Below are 17,115 nucleotides of genomic sequence, written 5' to 3'. Positions count from 1 at the left end.
TGACCCGAGCGGATGAGTAATCTCGCTACGGCGACCGAGCGTACGTACTGCACCATCACACGGGGAGAAGCGGACGAGACATGGCATCGCGGCGGGACGAGCTCAATGCCTACACCTTTGCGAAGAAACGGATGGTTGCCTCGTTCGTGCAGCCCTCGCCCACCGTCATGGACGACGGTGCGCCACGTCCGCTGCGCGCGTTTCTCCCGGGTGTCATCGTCGGGGCGCTGATCCTTGCCGGATTCGGCGCATGGGGCATGATCCGGCCGACCGCGCCGAAGGGATGGGACAACACCGCGTCCCACATCATCGTCGGCAGCGACTCGACGACCCGATATGTGATTCTCAAGACCGGCGGAAAGAAACAGCTGCACCCGGTCCTCAACCTCGCCTCGGCGAAACTCCTGTTGGATCAGGACAAGTCGGACATCATTCGCGTGAAGGAGTCGCAGCTCGACAACGGCGATATTCCGCGCGGACCCACGATCGGAATTCCGTACGCCCCGGACCGTATGCCCTCGGCGGACGATGCCGTCGAGCAGAAGCGCTGGGTGGTCTGTGAGCAGCCGGGCGGCGGGGAGAACAAGACCGCGCAGAAGGCGGTCTTCATCTTCGCCGACCGCGAGGCGTCCAAGGTCGAGGGCCCGCAGCGACTGCGCGGCAGCCAGGCGCTGTACGTCCGGGGGAAGACGGGCCGCTATCTCGTCGACCCGTCCGGTACCAAGTACCTGCTCGGCGGCCGCAAGGGCGAGAAGAGCATGTCCGACCGCCAGTACAACCTGTTGCTGCGGACGCTCTTCTCGGAGGGTGCCGAGCCCCAGCAGGTGACCGACGACTGGCTGGACACCCTGAAGGACGGCGCACCTGTGGAGTTTCCGCGGGTGCCGGGGCAGCCGAACACCACAGCCGGGGTCGACTCCCTGCCGGACAAGGCCAACAAGGTGGGCATGGTGCTCCAGGCGCAGACCGGTGGGGGCGTCCAGCACTATGTCGTGGTGCCGGGAAAGGTGCAGCCGGTCTCCGACTTCACCGCCGAGTTGCTGCTGAGCAGTGAGCAGTTGGCCGGACTCAATCAGCTCGGCAAGCCGATGCAGGTCAACCCGCAGGACTTCGTCTCCGATTCCACGGTGTTCGCCGGTGACACCACCTGGCCCTCCGAGCCCCCGCGCCAGGTGAACTCGACCGAGGGCGGGAGCGGGGCCAGGGACACCGTGTGCAACATCCTCACGAACGTGGCCGACAGCGGTACGCCCACCCTCGAGACCTGGGCGGGCCGGGACTACCCCGCGACCATCGTGGACGGTGCCACCAGCGCGTATGTCACGCCGGGGACCGGCCTGTTCTACCGGCAGTTCCAGGGGAGGGCGACCAGCACCGGCCAGGTCTTCCTCGTCACCGACACCGGACTGCGCTACCAGGTGCAGGCCAACAATGACGGCAGTTCGGGCAAGTCGAAGATCGGCGCTGACGGTTCGGGCTCCTCCGCGCAGCAGGACGCACAGTCCGGCGGGCAGACAACCGCGAACAAGGCTCAGGTCAGGCTGGGGTACGGAGACGCGAAACCGGTGCCGGTGCCCCTCAACTGGTCCCAGTTCCTGCCGGTCGGGCCGCGTCTGGACACCAACAGCGCACGACAGCCCCAGGGGTCGTGAGCATGGAGCGCCCACGCATGAGACGCATGGCCGCCTTGTCGTCGGCGGTGACACTGGCGTGTCTCACCGCCGCCACAGGCGTCGGCGCCGGACCGTCCGCCGCCGCGCTCGCGCTGGACGGCAACGGTGAGTGCACGTTCCCGATGAAGAAGCAGATCAAGGGCACGCCCTGGTCGCTGCAACGGTTGGTGTTCGACCGCCTCTGGGAGGACACCAAGGGCAAGGAGAAGAACGGCAAGTCGGTACGGGTCGCCGTCATCGACACCGGTGTCGATGACACCAACATCCAGCTGAAGACCGCCGTCGACAAGGCGAGCGGGGGGAACTTCCTGCCCCCGGCCAAGGATGCCTCCAAGGACGAACGGAAACTCGCCGAGGACCCGACGGTCGACGAGGTCGGACACGGCACCAAGGTCGCCGGCATCATCGCGGCCCGCCCGCGCCAGGGCACCGGCTTCGTGGGTCTGGCCCCCGAGGCGACGATCATCCCCCTCAAGCAGAACAACGCCGAGGGCAAGGGCACACCGCAGAAGATGGCACAGGCCATCAGGAAGGCGGTGCACGAGGGCGCCCGGGTGATCAACATCTCCCAGGACACCAAGGGTGCCCTCTCGCAGAGCGATCTGGAGCAGGCGACCGCCTATGCGGTCCAGCACGACGTGGTCGTGGTCGCGGCCGCGGGCAACGACGGCGCGAACGGGAAGTCCAAGCGCACCTATCCCGCGTCCTACCGCGGCGTCCTCGCCGTCGCCGCCTCCGACCGCAACAACGAGCGCGCGTACTTCTCGCAGAGCGGTGATTTCGTCGGCGTCGCGGCGCCCGGCGTCGACATGGTCTCCACCGTCCCCAAGGGCGGGCAGTGCGTGGACAACGGCACCAGCTTCGCCGCCCCGTACGTGGCCGGAGTGGCGGCCCTGATCCGCGCCAAGCACCCCGACTGGTCGCGGCAGGAGGTCATCGCCCAGATCGAGCAGACCGCGGAGCGGGGCGTCAACGGCCGTGATCGGTTCATCGGCTGGGGTGTGGTCGATCCGGTGAAGGCCCTCACCGACGATGACAAGAAGATCGAGCGCCCCACGGCGGACACCGGCTCGGCGGCGAACGTCCCGAAGCCCGAGCCCGGGCGCCTCACTCTGGGCGAGACCCCGCAGGAGCGTCGTACGCGACTGGCCACGTACGCCCTGGGCGTGGGCGCGGTGGTCGTGGGCATCACCGCGGGCGGTGCGGTCGTGCTGCGTGACTGGCGTCGCCGGGGTGACGCATGAGGGGCGCCGGCGGTGCCTGACGCCTGTCGTTACCCGGCCGTCCCTGGCGTCCCATCCGTGTAACAACCGGATACTTGTTGGTCATGCACACGGGGATGCTGACTAGAGTGATCCTTGACAGCTTTGGTCCGATGCGCACGGGACAGCCACAGAGCACCGGCCGTTCCACCGCATCCGATTCATGGGGGAAGGTGTGCCATGGCGGAGAAGCTCCGCGTAGAAGGTCATGATTTCAAGACCCTCGAGAGCGCCATCGACTGGATGGAAGGTCAGCTGACCGAGCGGATCGGGAAGCTCAACAGCGTGATCGACCACGTTGAGGGCCACTGGAAGGGCATCGCGGCGGGCGCGTACAACAACCTCCAGACGGAGGTCAACAACGACGTCCGCCGGGTGAACCAGCTGCTGAGCTTCACCCGCGAACTGGTGAAGGCGAGCCGGGACGGTTTCGACCAGGAGGAAATCGACCAGCTCAAGAACATCAACAGCGTCGGAGGCGGGGAGAGCGGCATCCTCGGCTCCTTCCACGCCTCTTGATCCTCGTGACCTGTCCGCCTCGCATCAGGAGTTAGAGCTCAATGGAGATTACGTACGAAGGCGTTGTCGAAGCCTCCAATATGGTCAGGAACGAGGCCAACACGCTCAAGACCGACCTCGACACCATCATGAGGCAGGTCAAGGGTGTGTCCGAGTCGTGGACCGGTGAGGCGCAGCGCGCGTTCAACGAGCGTCAGCACGAGTGGAACCAGCGTGTCGACCACCTGCACAGCACCCTCCTCACCATCTCGAAGAAGCTGCTGGAGGCTACGGAGGGCTACAGGGCCAATGACCATCGTCAGGGCCAGCGGTTCGCGTCGTAGAGAGAGACGTAGCGCGCACAGCCTGCGGTCGTTTCGTGGGTGCGGGGACACTCGGCCCGGGCCGAGTGTCCCCGCACCCACAAGCGCTCCCATCCAGGTATTGAAGGAGGTGCTTCATGGCTGAGTTGGCGCCGGACGGGGGTGGCTCCGCTAAGTCCCCTTCTTCGCCGGACCTCGACGCTCCCACCGAGTCTCTACAGGAATTCAAGAAGCGCGTTGACAGGCTTCTGACCGACCTCGACAAGTCGGACGCGGCGCACGGCAAGATCTCCCAACAGAAGGTGACCACCGCCGCCTACGGGCAGAACTTTCCCGAGGCGCTGTCACTGGCGAGCGCGTACGAGCTGGTGCACGGACGGCTGCAGCTGCTCTCCCAGACCCTGGGCGAGCAACTGGAGGCGATGGGCATCACGGTGGGCGCGGCCGACAGCGACTACCAGACGGTGGACCACGAGCACGCGCAGCGCCTGAAGGCCATTCAGCGGCGTGCCCAGGCGTACTACGAGCAGTATCAGAAAGAGCACGACCCGAAGGGCCACGAGAAGACCGGCGAACCCAAGACGGGCGGCGGTAAGAGCAGCGGCCACGACGGCATGTGACGGGTGAACGGGGGATGTGGACATGGGCGAATCAGACAAGCTGCCGCCGCTCAAGATGTGCTACAACATCACCAGTTTCGAGCATGCTTCGTTCGAGGACATGCTCGCCATGGTCGAAGGTACGGATGAGCAAGAGATCATCCGCCGAGGTAACGCCCTGACGAAGGCGCAGTCCGAGATCGAGAAGATCGGTGACGAACTCAAGAAGCGCGTCGGGCGGGTCACCTGGAAGGGCGAGGGCGGCGACGCGTTCCGGAACTGGGGCGACGATTTCGCCAACCAGGCCCTGAAGCTCGCGAGTTTCGCCGGCTCCGTAGGCACCGCCATGGAGACCGCGGGCCAGGCGCTGAGCGAGGTCAAGAAGTCGATGCCGGATCGCCCGGCGGGCTCGCAGGTGTGTTACGCGGACCAGGAGAAGGAAGAGAAGCGTCTGGAAAGCCTGAAAAAGGTCCGTGACGAGGCGCTTCCGCAGATGTACAAGCTGGCCTCGTACTACAGGATGTCGCAGGAGACCATCGCGGCGTCCCAGGAGAATGAGCCGGTCTTCAAGCCGCTGCCGAGTCAGATGATCCCTGACACCTCGGTGGGCGGTGGGCAGGAGAGCTATGGCTCGCCCAGCGTTTCCGGGGGCGGCGGCCACACGGCGCCCGCATCTGTCGGGACGACGCATCCGGCGGTCGATCCGTCCACGGTGAGTCCGGGTTCGCCCGCGCATTTCTCGCCTGCGCATGTCTCACCGGGGCATGTCACCCCTCCGTCGATCCCGGAGAACCCGGGGCATGTCACCGTTCCGGACGCGACGCACACCAACATCGACACGGTGAAGCCGTCGCCGCCCACCACTACCGCACCGCAGCTTCCGACCGACGGTGGGCCCCCGGTGTCTCCGGTCACTGACCGGCCCGGGCCCGTGGGTCTGCCCGCGTCACCCCCGCCGACGGTCGGGCCCACAACCGGTATGGGCAAGGTCAATCCCACCGTGGGCAAGGTCAACCCCACTGTGGGGAAGGCCAACCCCACTGTGGGCAAGGTCAACCCCACTGTGGGGACGGGCGGCACCAAAGGCCCCGTCACCGCTCCCAGGCTGCCGAACGGACCGACCGAGCAGATCAACGGCCGGCCCATCAACTCGGTGCGCGACAGGAGCATCGTCGGCGGTATGCAAAACCACCAGGCGGGCACGAACCAGGGCTCCCGGCAGAGCCGGGGGACGGTCATCGGCAGGGAGCCGGCCGGGCCTGTGGGCCGCGCTGGTCCGGGCGCGGGTCCTGGCCTCCCCACGGCCGGGCGGCCCGGAGGTGTCATCGGTGCCGGTCCGAACCGGGGAGCTTCGGCGTCGGTCCGGGCCGAGGGTACGGCGCGTCGCGCAAGCGAGCTGCGGACCGGCGGCGAGTTCACCCCCGGTGGGAGCGGACTGGTCCGGGGGCAGGCCGAGGGACGGGCCCCCGGCGCGCCGGGGGCGGCGGCATCGGGGGGCGGTGAGGGCCAGAAGAGGCAGCGTGAGGAAGGCCGGAACGCGCCCGACCAGCTGACCGAGGACGAAGAGACCTGGAACGAGGGTCGGCGCGGCACCGTGCCTCCCGTGATTGGGTAAAACCCTTCCGCAGAGGCCGCGGATGATGGCGAGCACAGGACGAACAGGCGATATGGAAACAACGCTCAACCAGGTCCGGAGCCGGACGACAGTGATCATCTCGCTGCTCGCGTCCTTGCTCGCCATCATGGGGCTGATCGCCCCCGCCGCCACGGCGGAGAGCATGCGGGAGCGCCAGTGGTATCTGGACCGCATGCAGGCGGAGAGCATGTGGAAGGTCAGCACCGGTAAGGGCATCACGGTCGCGGTCCTCGACTCCGGAGTCGACACGTCGGCCCCGGAGCTGAAGGGGAAGGTGCTCAAGGGCAAAAACCTCGTGGAACCGAGCAAGGATGCCCGTACGGACCCGGACGGGCATGGCACGGCCATTTCCATGCTCATCGCCGGAAACGGAGCCGGCGGCCAGGGCATCAAGGGCCTCGCTCCGGATGCGCGCATTCTGCCGCTCACGGTATTCGGCTCGACGAAGGAGTCGGGAACCAATAGCGTCCCGGGCCTCATCAACGCCATTCGGTACGCGGCGGACAGCGACGCGCAGATCATCAACATGTCGCTGGCCTTTCCGTACTACCAGGTCAACAAGACCGAGCAGGGCAAGCTGCAGAAGGCGGTCGACTACGCGGTCAGCCGCGGCAAGCTGCTCCTCGCCGGTTCGGGCAATGACGGGGAGACGTCGAACGACACCACCTACCCCGCGGCCAACAAGGGTGTGGCGGGGGTCAGCGCCGTCGACTCGTCATTGACGGTGACCAAGTTTTCCAACCACGGGTCGTTCGTCGCTCTTGCCGCGCCGGGCAAGGACATCCCGATCCGCTGCATCGGCAAGGCCGGCTACTGCCGCAGTTGGGGCACCAGCCAGGCCACGGCCATCGCCTCCGGCGCGGCCGCTCTCATCTGGGCCAAGCACCCCAAGTGGAACGGCAATCAGGTGCTCCGCGTCATGATGGACACCGCCGGAAAGCCCACCGAGGGCAAGATTCCCAGTCGCTACATCGGGTACGGCACGATCCGCCCCCGCTACAACGTCCTCGAGGAGAAGGGCAAGCCGGGCTCGGCCGAGGTCAACCCCCTGGTGCCCGCACAGGCGGGCGGCTCTCCGTCCACCTCCTCATCGCAGAGCCAATCCCCGTCCCCGGCCAAGGGGGATTCCTCGGCCCGCGACACCGCCGCCGAGAGCGGCAGCGACGATGGCGGCAGCGGCGTGCTCCCGTGGATCCTGGGTGCGGCCGGCATCCTCGCCGTGGTCTGTGTCGCGCTGTTTGTGGTCCGCCGCCGGGCGGCTTCGCCCCGATGACGGGCGGCCCCGAGAACCGCGCTTCGCCATGCACCCTGGCCATGGAATCTGCAAAGAAAGCGCCTCGTTTCGGATGTGCCGATGGTGTTTCGAATTCGCCACAGGAGCGGTTCATCATCGGTAATTGCCGTTACGGGAGGTACGCCAACTGCACGGCCGTGCTAGCGTGCGAAGCAAAGGATAGGCAACACACCTGCGCTTCTGGTCATTTGTTCACAAAAGCGCGATGGCTCCGCGATTGGCCAGTAAGGGGGAAGCGTGAGCGAGGACTTCATCCGTGAGCTGCAACAATTCCAGCAATATGCGGAGAATCTGCAACACCTGATGTCGGACATGCACGACCAAGTGCCCCGGGGTTCCGAAGGAACGGATGCACAGGGGGCCGTCTCCGTGACCCTGGGTGCGGACGGGCTTCCGGAGTCGATCAGGCTCGCGTCCGACTGGCAGCGCCGACGGCCCGCTGAGGACCTCGGCGGCGCCGTCGTCGAGGCGTTCGAGTCCGCCATGAGCGACCGTATGGAGCGCTGGTCACGGTCGCTTGAGCAGTCCGGTTGGGAAGAGCGAGCCGGTCAACTCGGCGACGGCCGCGCCTCGTCCGCGTCGACGACGCCGTCCCGTCCGGTCCCCGAAATCTCCGACCACGACGTGCGCCACGTCCTCCACAGGCCCGTGGACGAATCGATCGAGGATGTCCTCACGGCATTCGACGCCGTCGACCGACTGGACGCAGATTCGTTCCTGCCGCCGCAGGTCAAGGGAGAATCCGCCGCGCGCCGAGTCGCCATCACCCTCACCGCGCACGCCCTGGTCTCCTGCGCGGTGGACCCTCAGTGGGCTGCCGGTCAGTCAGTCGTCCGGCTCAACCAGGCACTGAACGAGGCTTTGAACAACGCTCGCGAAAAGGTCGGCAGTGCCGAGAGTCCCGGGGCGGCCGGCGTCGCGAACCTGCATGTGGGCGGTCTGATGAACGAGTTTCTGGCCATCATCAAGAACCCCCAGCGCTTCAAGGACTGATACGGAAAAGAACTGATACGGAAAAGAAGGGAGGCCCATGAGCAAGCTCAAGGTCATCACAGACGCCATACGCGCTGACGCCAGAACGTGGGATGAGCAGGCGAAAGCGATCGGCGGTGTCGGGACCAATATCAGCGGGCTGCGCCGCGATCGGCTTGAGCTGGGCATGTACCAGATGTTTTTCGGTGCCTACGCGGATGCCATCGACCATCTTTCGGACCGGTGTTCCGAAGGGCAGAAGCGGATGTCGGAAATCGCTGATGCGCTGGTCAAGAACGCGAAGGCGTACGACGATCACGAAGTGGAAACCACGAAGTCCGTGGAAGACGCCTACTAGCAGCCGGCGGTGCACCGGGGAGACGGGGAAGGCGATGGCATTCAGCCAGACGCAGTTCGAAACACTCATCGAGAAGATCAATGACAAGCTGGAGAAGCTTGCGAAGGATCTCGTTACCTTTGGCAACAAGATCAACGGGGCAGTGGACCATTGGTACGTTCCGGGCCCCGTGGCAAAAGCGGTAGTCGCCGCGGCGAATAAGCTCATCGAGTTCGTGAACGGGATCCTCAAAAAGATCGGCCATTTGCTCGAGGGTGTCGTTGCCCCGGTGATCTTGTTCATCGACGCAAACAGCTGGAAGGCGAAGGGCATCCACGGCGACGCGACCACGGCCTCGTCCAGCACCCAGAAGTTCAACCTCCAGGCCCCCAAGGAGTGGAAGGGCGAGGGCGCTGACGCGTACACCAACGCCGTCTTCCCTCAGTCGGGCGCGGCCGCCCAGGTCGCGACCAACGCGAATTCGATCGCGGATATCCTGCTCACCGCCGCCATCGCGGGAGTGGCATTCTACGGAGCGATCGCTGCTTTCTTGATCCAGTTCATTCCCGCCATGGCCGCCGCGATCGCCGCGGGGGCGACCGTCGTCGGTGCCGTTCCGGCCGCGATCGCCGCCTTGGGTGAAGGGGTGGCCGGTTGGCTCGTCATAGCGGGCGCCGTGACTACTCTGCTGGGCGTGCTGGGTGACCAGGCCAAGGCCATGGCCGACCTGAAGAGCAATGCCAACGACAACAGCGCGTTTCCGAAGGGCCATTGGCCGGTGGGCACGGCCTGAGTGCCTGATGTGACGATATGAGGTGAGCCTGTGTACGGACCTCGCGTCGCCCTATGGGCCGTCGGGGTGGCGTCATTCGCCTGGCTGATGCTCCCAGCGGTTACCGACTGGGCCGTCGGCCTCCCCCCGCCCCCGCTGATCGCCGTCCTCTGCGCGCTTGCGATCCTCTGCCCGGGAACCGCTGAGTTCCTGGCGAGGCGGCATAAGGAGCAGTCCTGGTACGCCGGGAACTTCGCTTCGTTCGAGGACCTTCGTGGGTCCGTGGACCGCGCGTCCCTGCTGCGAATCCGGGAGACGAAGGGTCCGGCGCAAGCTCTCCGTGAGGTCAGGCGCCAGTACCCTTCGCTCCCGCTCAAGGTGGCCGCTCGGCTCGTCAGGGAGCTGTGAGCGGCTCGAGCAGCACTCGCTGAGCAGCAGGGCCCGTACGGCCGGGGTCGCCGGTCCGTACGGGCCCTGCGCTGCTCCAGGCCTGGCCGTAGCCCGCCATCCAGCCTCAGTCCACTGACGGCACCCACGCCGTCTGGACCAGCGACGCTCCGCCGCGCCGTGAGACGAAGACGCCCCGCCCCGGTGGCAACGGACGCGCCTTGACCTGGCCCAGCAGCTCGCCTTCCCCCGGCGAACCCGACAGCACGACGCCCTGCGCGCCCAGCTCCTTGAACCGCTGCATGAACGGCTCGTACGACGAGCGCCCCGCGCCGGCCGTCGTCCGCGCCACGATGATGTTGACGCCGGCGTCCCGCGCGTACGGCAGGTTGTCCACCAGCTCGGACATCGGGTTGCCGGACGAGGTGGCGACCAGGTCGTAGTCGTCCACCACGATGAAGGCCCGCGGCCCCGACCACCAACTCCGGTTGCGCAGCTGCTGCGGGGTGACATCCGTCCCCGGGATGCGCTGGCTGATGAGGGTGTTCATGTCGGCGATGTACTTCTCGAAGGCGTTCTGCGTCGTGCCGTAGCCGACCAGATGAGGCTGTGGCACGACCTCCAGCAGACTGCGCCGGTAGTCGCCCACCACGAACAGCCCCTCCTCGGGGGCGTAGCGCTCGGTGATCTGCTTGATGAGCAGACGCAGCAGAGCTGTCTTCCCGGACTCCGACTCGCCGTAGATGGCGAAGAAGGGGTCGGTGTCGAAATCGATGAAGACCGGCTCGAGGTTCATCTCGTCGATGCCGATCGCGATGCCCCGCTCCGGCTGCTCATGACCGGACGGGATCTCCCGCACCGACAGTGTCCGCGGCAACATTCTCACCTGCGGTGCGTGCGGACCGGGCCAGTTGTCCACCGACGCCTTGACGAACGCGGCGGTCGCTTCGGCCAGGTCGTCGGGGTTGCCCGACGTACCGTCGATACGCGGCAGACCGCCCAGGAAGTGCAGCTTCTCCGGGGTGAGGCCGCGGCCGGGGGTGCCCATGGGCACATTCGCGGCGACCTTACGGTCGAGTTCGGAGTCCATCGGGTCACCGAGCCGCAGCTCCAGCCGGGCGAGGAACTGGTCCTTGAGCGCCGCTCGCATTTCCATATAGCGCGTGACCGTGACGATGAGGTGCACCCCGAGTCCCAGCCCGCGCGTGGCGATGTCCGCGACGATCGGCTCGAGCATCTCGTAGTCGGTCTTGAAGGACTGCCAGCCGTCGATAACCAAGAAGATGTCGCCCCATGGCTCGCCCGGCAGCTGCCCGGAGGCACGAAGCTGACGGTAGGTGCCGATGGAGTCGATGCTGTTGTCCCGGAAGAACTCCTCGCGCCGGTTCAGCACGCCGGTCACCTCGGCGATCGTGCGGCGGATCTTCTCCGGGTCCAGACGTGACGCCACTCCGCCGATGTGCGGCAGCCCCTCGACCGCGATCATGCCGCCACCGCCGAAGTCCAGGCCGTAGAACTGGACCTCGTGCGGGGTATGGGTGAGCGCGAAGGATCCCAGCAGGGTGCGCACGGCGGTCGACTTACCGGACCGCGGACCGCCGACGATCAGCATATGGCCCTGTGCGCCGGAGAAGTCCCGGTAGAAGATCTCCCGCCGCTGTTCGAACGGCTTGTCCACCATGCCGATCGGTACGCACAGACCACCGCTGCGGGCATAGCCGCCGGCATGCAGACCGCGCTCCGGCGAGACGGCGAGCTGGGGCATCAGCTGGTCCAGGGACGACGCCTCGGTGAGCGGCGGCAGCCACACCTGGTGTGCCGCCGGACCCCGTCCCTCCAGGTTGTGCACGACGACGTCCAGCACCGTGTCCGCGAGCGCGTCGTCCACCCGGTCGCGGTCCGCCGTGTAGGTGAAAGCAGGGTCGGGCTCGGCGAAGCGGACTGGCACCGGGGCGGCACTGAACAGCACCGGACGGCGGTCGGTCGGGATGGGACCGCTGCCCACCACGGTTGAGGTGGACGAACGGTAGGGCCCGGACACGTACGCCGCCTTGAAGCGGACCATCTCCTCCGTGCCGAACTTCAGATACCCCGATCCGGGCACCGACGGCAGATGATAGGCATCCGGTACGCCGAGCGCCGTACGGGACTCGGCGGCGGAGAAGGTCCGCAGACCGATGCGGTACGACAGGTAGGTGTCCAGGCCCCGTAGCCGGCCCTCTTCGAGGCGCTGAGAGGCCAGCAGCAGATGCACCCCGAGTGACCGGCCGATGCGGCCGATCTGGATGAACATCTCGATGAAGTCGGGCTTGGCCGTCAGCAGCTCGCTGAACTCGTCGATGACCAGGACCAGGGAGGCCAGCGGCTCCAGCGGGGTGCCCGCGGCGCGTGCCTTCTCGTAGTCGTGGATGTTGGCGTAGTTGCCCGCGGAGCGCAGCAGCTCCTGACGGCGCTGGAGCTCACCGGTGATCGAGTCACGCATGCGGTCGACCAGCGTCAGATCGTCCGCGAGGTTGGTGATCACCGCGGCGACATGCGGCAGCTCCGCCATGCCCGAGAAGGTCGCGCCGCCCTTGAAGTCCGCGAGGACGAAGTTGAGCGTCTCGGACGAGTGCGTGACCGCCAGGCCCAGCACCAGTGTCCGCAACAGCTCTGACTTACCTGAGCCGGTCGCGCCCACGCACAGGCCGTGCGGACCCATGCCCTCCTGGGCCGCCTCCTTCAGGTCGAGCATGACCGGGGCGCCGCTCTCCCCGACCCCGATCGGAACGCGCAGCCGTTCCGCCGTCGAGCGGGGCCGCCAGGTGACCACCGGGTCGATGGACGCCGCGTCGCCGAGGTTGAGCAGATCGGTGAACTCCAGGTTGGTCAACAGCGGTTCGTCATCCCCGCCGCCCGCCGAGACCCGCAGCGGGGCGAGCTGCCGCGCCAGCGCCTCGGCGCCGGCCAGCGACAGGGTGTCCGGAACGCCCTCGTACACGGCCGAGGCCGACTCCACCCGCAGCAGACCCGGCCGCACGATCAGCGACAGGCCGCCGCGCAGCTCGTCCAGGCCGCCACGGATGACCTCCAGCACCGTCACACCCTGCAACCCCTCCTGGGCGGCCAGAAGCGAGTCGGGCGGCACCAGACCGCCGTCCAGGATCACCACCACATGCGGCGCGTCCAACAGCGGCTGACCGTCCCGGTTGAACCGCGAACGGCCCTCCAGACGGCTCTTCAGCAGGTCCTCGACCTCGGCCAGATTGTCACTGAACAGCCGCTTCGTTCCGGCTCCGTCCACCGACCCCGGCACCTGGGTGTGCGGCAGCCACTTGACCCAGTCCCACTCCTCCGTGGCACCCGCCGCGGCCACCACCGCGATCACCAGGTCCTCGGGCGAGTGCAGCGCGGCCAGGCTCGCCACCAGCGCCCGGCTCGTCTCCAGGGTCGTCTCCGGCTCGCCGGAGACCGTCATGTGGTAGAAGGCCCTCAGACTGACGGCCATCGGCATGCCGTCCAGCGACCGGTGGACCGCCAGGAACTGCTGCATGGCGCCCGCCGACAGCGGCTCCAACTCCTCCACCGGGGCGGTGTCCGGTGCCACCAGTGGGGTCCACAGCTCCTGCGGGCCGAGCCCGATCCGCACCTGCACGAAGTCGTCGTCGGTGATCCGCCGCTCCCACAGCCGGCTGCCCTCCGCCACCAGCGACCACAGCTGCTCGGGGGAGGGGTGGAGGAAGAACTGCGCATCGCGCTGCGTGCGCGCCGTACGCTGCACCCTCCGCCGGGTCTTCGCGAGGTACTTGAGATAGTCGCGGCGGCCCTCCACCGCCTCCCCCTGCGCGCCTTTGCGATACCGGATCGCCTGTGCGATGACCATCGATACGGTCGACAGCAACATCATCACGCCCATGATCTTCATGAACGGTGCCGAATTCGGCATGAAGAAGAAGACCACCGACGAGCCCATGCCGAGCATGGGCAGCAATTGCATCGCCATGCCTTCCCGATCGCCGCGTGGCAACTCGGGAGGGGATTCGAGTCGGAGTTCATCCGCGGGCATCTCGGGAGGAGTCTCCCGAGGTGGACGTTTCACGATGATCTGGCTCATCGGCCTGTCTATCCCCCGATGCGGACTGAACAATTGAGGACCTGCTGAGGACCCGCACGCACGCTTGCCGCGCGTCATTGCGGCACCCACCCGGCAACGAACCGATCCTACGTGTCGGGAAGACAATTGGCGCCCGGTAGGGTGACCTCTCGCACACTGCCAGACATGAACGCGTCCGGACGGAAGACGCGGCGAGACGCTAATGAGAGGGCCCCGCAGGTGAGTTCGACCACATCGACCGGTTTCTGCCGAGTGACGGTCGTCGCACCCGACAGCCGCATCGACGTCGCCCTCCCCGACGACATAGCCCTTGCGGACCTGTATCCGGAGATGCTCAGGCTGACCGGCCAGACCCAGCCCACGGGGACGCCGGTCGGCTACCACTTCGTGCGTCGTGACGGCACCGTCCTGGACGGCTCCCGCTCCCTCGCGGCGCAGCGCGTGCTGGACGGGGACGTGCTGTCCATGCGCCCCTTCGCGCAGTCCCTGCCGCCCGTCGTACGCGACGACGTCTCCGACGCGATCGCCTCGACGGTGGCCGGTGACCACGCCCTGTGGAACGCCCGCTACCTGCGGGCCTGCGGACTCTTCGGCGGCGCGCTGCTCTTGATCTTCATGGGCTTCGTCCTGTGGTTCGCCGACCCGGTCAAGCACGACATGCACGGCCTGCCCGGTGTCATCGCCGGTGGCGTCGGTCTGCTGCTCGCGGTCTTCGCCGGCGTACGGGCCCGGGTCTACGACGACCGGGCCTCCGCCATCGCCCTCGGCCTCGCGGCGCTGCCGCACGTGATGATCGGTGGATCCGGGGTCCTGGCGCTGGAGGCGGGCGAGGGCATCGGACGGCTGCAGTTCCTGCTCGGCTGTGTCGCCGTCCTGATCGTGTCGGTCGCCCTGGTCGCCACCATGCCGTCCGGCGACGCTCCGTTCGTCGCCGCCGTCGTCCTCTCGGCCTTCGGCACGCTGGCCACCTTCTGCCAGATCATGACGGACACCAGCGCGGCGGGCACCGCGGCCGTCTGCGCGGCGGTCGCCATCGCCGCCATCGCGTTCCTCCCCGGCCTCTCCGCGCGCGCCGCCCGTCTGCCCATCGGATACATCGCGCCCCGTGACGCCTCCCGCAACGACTACGGCGCTTCCGGCGGCATCGACCTGGACAATCCCTCGTCCGCGGCCGCCGCCCGGCCGGTCGACGGCGAGCGGATCGCGGCCCAGGTCAAGCGCGGCCACGAACTGCTCCTCGGCCTGGTCGGCGGCTGTGCGGCGGTCGTCGTGGGTTCGTCGGCGGTGCTCGGCTTCTCCGACGGCACCTGGGCCCAACTGCTCGCCCTGGCGGCCGGACTGGCGATGCTGCTGCGCGCTCGTCTGTTCCGGTACACCTGGCAGGTCGCCTGTGTCCTGGCGTCCGGCGTCATCTCCCTCGCTCTCCTCATCCTGGGGCTCGCCCTCAACCCGCCGACGAGCGCCGTCATCGACCTGCTCAGCGGCGACAGCGGCCCGCTGAACATCCGTACCGTCTGGCTCGCCGCCTCCGTCGCCTTCGGCGCGCTGATCCTCATCGCGATCGCTCTGATCGTCCCGAAGAAGAGCGTCACTCCTTTCTGGGGCCGCTTCGGTGACCTGGTCGAGGGCGCGATGCTGCTGTCGATCACGCCGCTCGTGCTCGCAGTCCTGGACGTCTACGCGACGGCGCGCGGTCTGGTCAGCAAGTGACGCTCGCCGAGCGGTGAGGCAGCGGCGGACGGCCACATGCCACGGCCAAGGGCGCCCCGGTCACGTACCCCGTGACCGGGGCGTATTCGTTTCGGCCTTCACTCGTGGGAAGTACTTTGAGCCGCCTGCCTTGAGTCGCCTGGATTCGGGCGACGTGTGGAGTGGCTCTCCGATACGCCCTATGCCTGAGTTATGCCCTGGAATCGCCAAGGTCGTCTTCCCGGCAATGAAGTTGGGGCGTACACCCTGCGCCACTAAGCTGGTGCCGACCGTCATCGTGTACGCCGTAGGGGGGATCCGATGAGTGAGGGGAGCCGGGTTCCGGCGAATGACGCCGGTGCGGGCAGGGCAGGCGGGGGCGGGTCGGACCTCAAGGTGGAGGCCGAGACGCTGGCGAGTTTCAAGAGCAGGATCGACAAGATCCTCATGGATCTCGAGGAGTCTCCGGCGGCCAGGAGCAAGATCAGCGATCAGAGCGTCGCGCACGCCGCGTTCGGCGCGGAGTTCTCGGCCGCCGCGGACCTCGCGGGCGCCTACGAGAAGCTGCACGACCGCTTGGAGAAATTCTCCAGGACGCTGGGAGACCAGCTCGAAGCTTTGGGTATGGCCGTCCAGATCTCGGACCGCGGCTACGAGAGCATCGACGCCGAGCAGGCCGACCGGCTCCGTGCCATCCAGGACCGTACGGCCAAGTACTACGGCCAGAACGCGGACAACCGGGGGGCCGGGCGCGACGAGGGCCGGGCGCGGAAGGCCGGCACGGGCGAGTCCGGCACCGCCGATTCGAACTTCAAATAGGGGGAGACGTGGGGAACGGGGAGTTCGACGGTCTGTCGGTGGAGAGCCTGCGAGCCATGCTGGCCAACGCGGATCCCGACAAACTGACCGCCGCCGGTACCGCTCTGGGCGACGCGGGTCCGAAGATCCTCGACATCGGTTCGGACTTGCGCCGTCATGTGTCGCGCGTGGACTGGACCGGCGAAGGTGGGTCTGCCTTCCGTGAATGGGCCCACGACTTCGCCCTGGAAGTCATGCGCTTCGGGCAGTTCACCTCCACGGTCGGCCAACATGTGGCCCAGGCCGGCCAGGCCCTCTCCGAGACCAAGTCGGCCATGCCCGAGTCCAGGGGCCCGGGTCCCAGGGCAGCCCACGAGGACCCGGCGGCACAGGACGCGGAGCGGCGCGAGACGGAAGAGGCCAGACACCAGATGGAGCGCCTCTCCTCGGCCTACCGGGCGGCGCAGGAGACGATGGCGGCGGAGCAGGAGCCGCAGTTCAAAATGCTTCCTCCTATGGGCGTTGATGTTGGAAATCGTGAAGAGAGATACGACTCCGGCTCGGTGGCAGAGCCGACATCTGGCGCAGGGGTAGGCGTAGACCAGGTGCCGCAGGAGCAAGCGGGCGTGCCAGCGGTGCCACTGCATGGGGAGACGGAGCCAAGCCACCGCGAGGCGACGAGCACGCACATCGATTCGACCGCCACCCTCCCTGATCCAGAGGTCAAGACGCCACCTCGTACCTCGTTGCCGCCTGCGGACCAGGCCAGGCAGCCAGGCCCT

At 67.3% G+C, this 17,115-nt stretch carries 13 protein-coding genes; 12 read left to right on the top strand and 1 reads right to left on the bottom strand.

Features of this window, described 5'->3' with window-relative positions:
• The first annotated feature begins 80 nt into the window (after positions 1-80).
• The 10 genes from eccB (at position 81) to ACFYOY_RS43675 (ending at position 9,387) form a co-directional block, all read left to right on the top strand.
• Positions 81-1,652: a type VII secretion protein EccB gene (gene eccB, locus ACFYOY_RS43720; protein WP_351902940.1), complete on the top strand. Its 1,572-nt coding sequence runs from the start codon at positions 81-83 to the stop codon at positions 1,650-1,652.
• A gap of 17 nt (positions 1,653-1,669) precedes the next feature.
• Complete coding sequence (gene mycP, locus ACFYOY_RS43715; protein ID WP_351902943.1) at positions 1,670-2,917, top strand: type VII secretion-associated serine protease mycosin; 1,248 nt, start codon at positions 1,670-1,672, stop codon at positions 2,915-2,917.
• Positions 2,918-3,115: 198 nt separating this feature from the next.
• Positions 3,116-3,454, top strand: a complete 339-nt coding sequence (locus ACFYOY_RS43710) for a WXG100 family type VII secretion target (RefSeq protein WP_351902946.1) — start codon at positions 3,116-3,118, stop codon at positions 3,452-3,454.
• A gap of 41 nt (positions 3,455-3,495) precedes the next feature.
• Positions 3,496-3,777, top strand: a complete 282-nt coding sequence (locus ACFYOY_RS43705; RefSeq protein ID WP_059147047.1) for a WXG100 family type VII secretion target — start codon at positions 3,496-3,498, stop codon at positions 3,775-3,777.
• A 116-nt stretch (positions 3,778-3,893) separates the two neighbouring features.
• Positions 3,894-4,376, top strand: a complete 483-nt coding sequence (locus ACFYOY_RS43700) for a hypothetical protein (protein ID WP_351902949.1) — start codon at positions 3,894-3,896, stop codon at positions 4,374-4,376.
• A 22-nt stretch (positions 4,377-4,398) separates the two neighbouring features.
• Positions 4,399-5,970: a hypothetical protein gene (locus ACFYOY_RS43695; protein WP_388593403.1), complete on the top strand. Its 1,572-nt coding sequence runs from the start codon at positions 4,399-4,401 to the stop codon at positions 5,968-5,970.
• 52 nt (positions 5,971-6,022) lie between these two features.
• A complete protein-coding gene (gene mycP, locus ACFYOY_RS43690; RefSeq protein ID WP_351902955.1) occupies positions 6,023-7,264 on the top strand; it encodes a type VII secretion-associated serine protease mycosin in 1,242 nt (413 codons plus the stop codon).
• Between the two features lie 258 nt (positions 7,265-7,522).
• Positions 7,523-8,278: a YbaB/EbfC family nucleoid-associated protein gene (locus ACFYOY_RS43685; protein ID WP_351902957.1), complete on the top strand. Its 756-nt coding sequence runs from the start codon at positions 7,523-7,525 to the stop codon at positions 8,276-8,278.
• A gap of 37 nt (positions 8,279-8,315) precedes the next feature.
• On the top strand, positions 8,316-8,615 hold the full coding sequence (locus tag ACFYOY_RS43680) for a hypothetical protein (RefSeq protein ID WP_351902960.1): 300 nt from the start codon (positions 8,316-8,318) through the stop codon (positions 8,613-8,615).
• A 34-nt stretch (positions 8,616-8,649) separates the two neighbouring features.
• Positions 8,650-9,387 carry a hypothetical protein gene (locus ACFYOY_RS43675; protein WP_351902963.1) on the top strand — a complete coding sequence of 246 codons (738 nt, stop codon included), beginning with the start codon at positions 8,650-8,652 and terminating at the stop codon, positions 9,385-9,387.
• A 493-nt stretch (positions 9,388-9,880) separates the two neighbouring features.
• Here ACFYOY_RS43675 and eccCa read toward each other — a convergent pair whose 3' ends face one another.
• The gene (eccCa, locus tag ACFYOY_RS43670; protein WP_351902966.1) at positions 9,881-13,846 is read right to left on the bottom strand and encodes a type VII secretion protein EccCa; all 3,966 of its coding nucleotides are present in this window, start codon (positions 13,844-13,846) and stop codon (positions 9,881-9,883) included.
• A 219-nt stretch (positions 13,847-14,065) separates the two neighbouring features.
• Between eccCa and eccD the strand changes: the two genes are divergently transcribed.
• On the top strand, positions 14,066-15,556 hold the full coding sequence (eccD, locus tag ACFYOY_RS43665) for a type VII secretion integral membrane protein EccD (protein ID WP_388593397.1): 1,491 nt from the start codon (positions 14,066-14,068) through the stop codon (positions 15,554-15,556).
• 300 nt (positions 15,557-15,856) lie between these two features.
• Entirely contained in the window at positions 15,857-16,354 is a 498-nt protein-coding gene (locus tag ACFYOY_RS43660) for a hypothetical protein (RefSeq protein ID WP_388593394.1), read from the top strand.
• Positions 16,355-17,115: the final 761 nt, after the last annotated feature.

Origin of the sequence: Streptomyces sp. NPDC007875, from assembly GCF_042868035.1 — a bacterium.
Classification (GTDB): domain Bacteria; phylum Actinomycetota; class Actinomycetes; order Streptomycetales; family Streptomycetaceae; genus Streptomyces; species Streptomyces antimycoticus.
The sequence above is the reverse complement of the archived record's forward strand: the minus strand, read 5'-3'. Positions and strand labels throughout refer to the sequence as shown.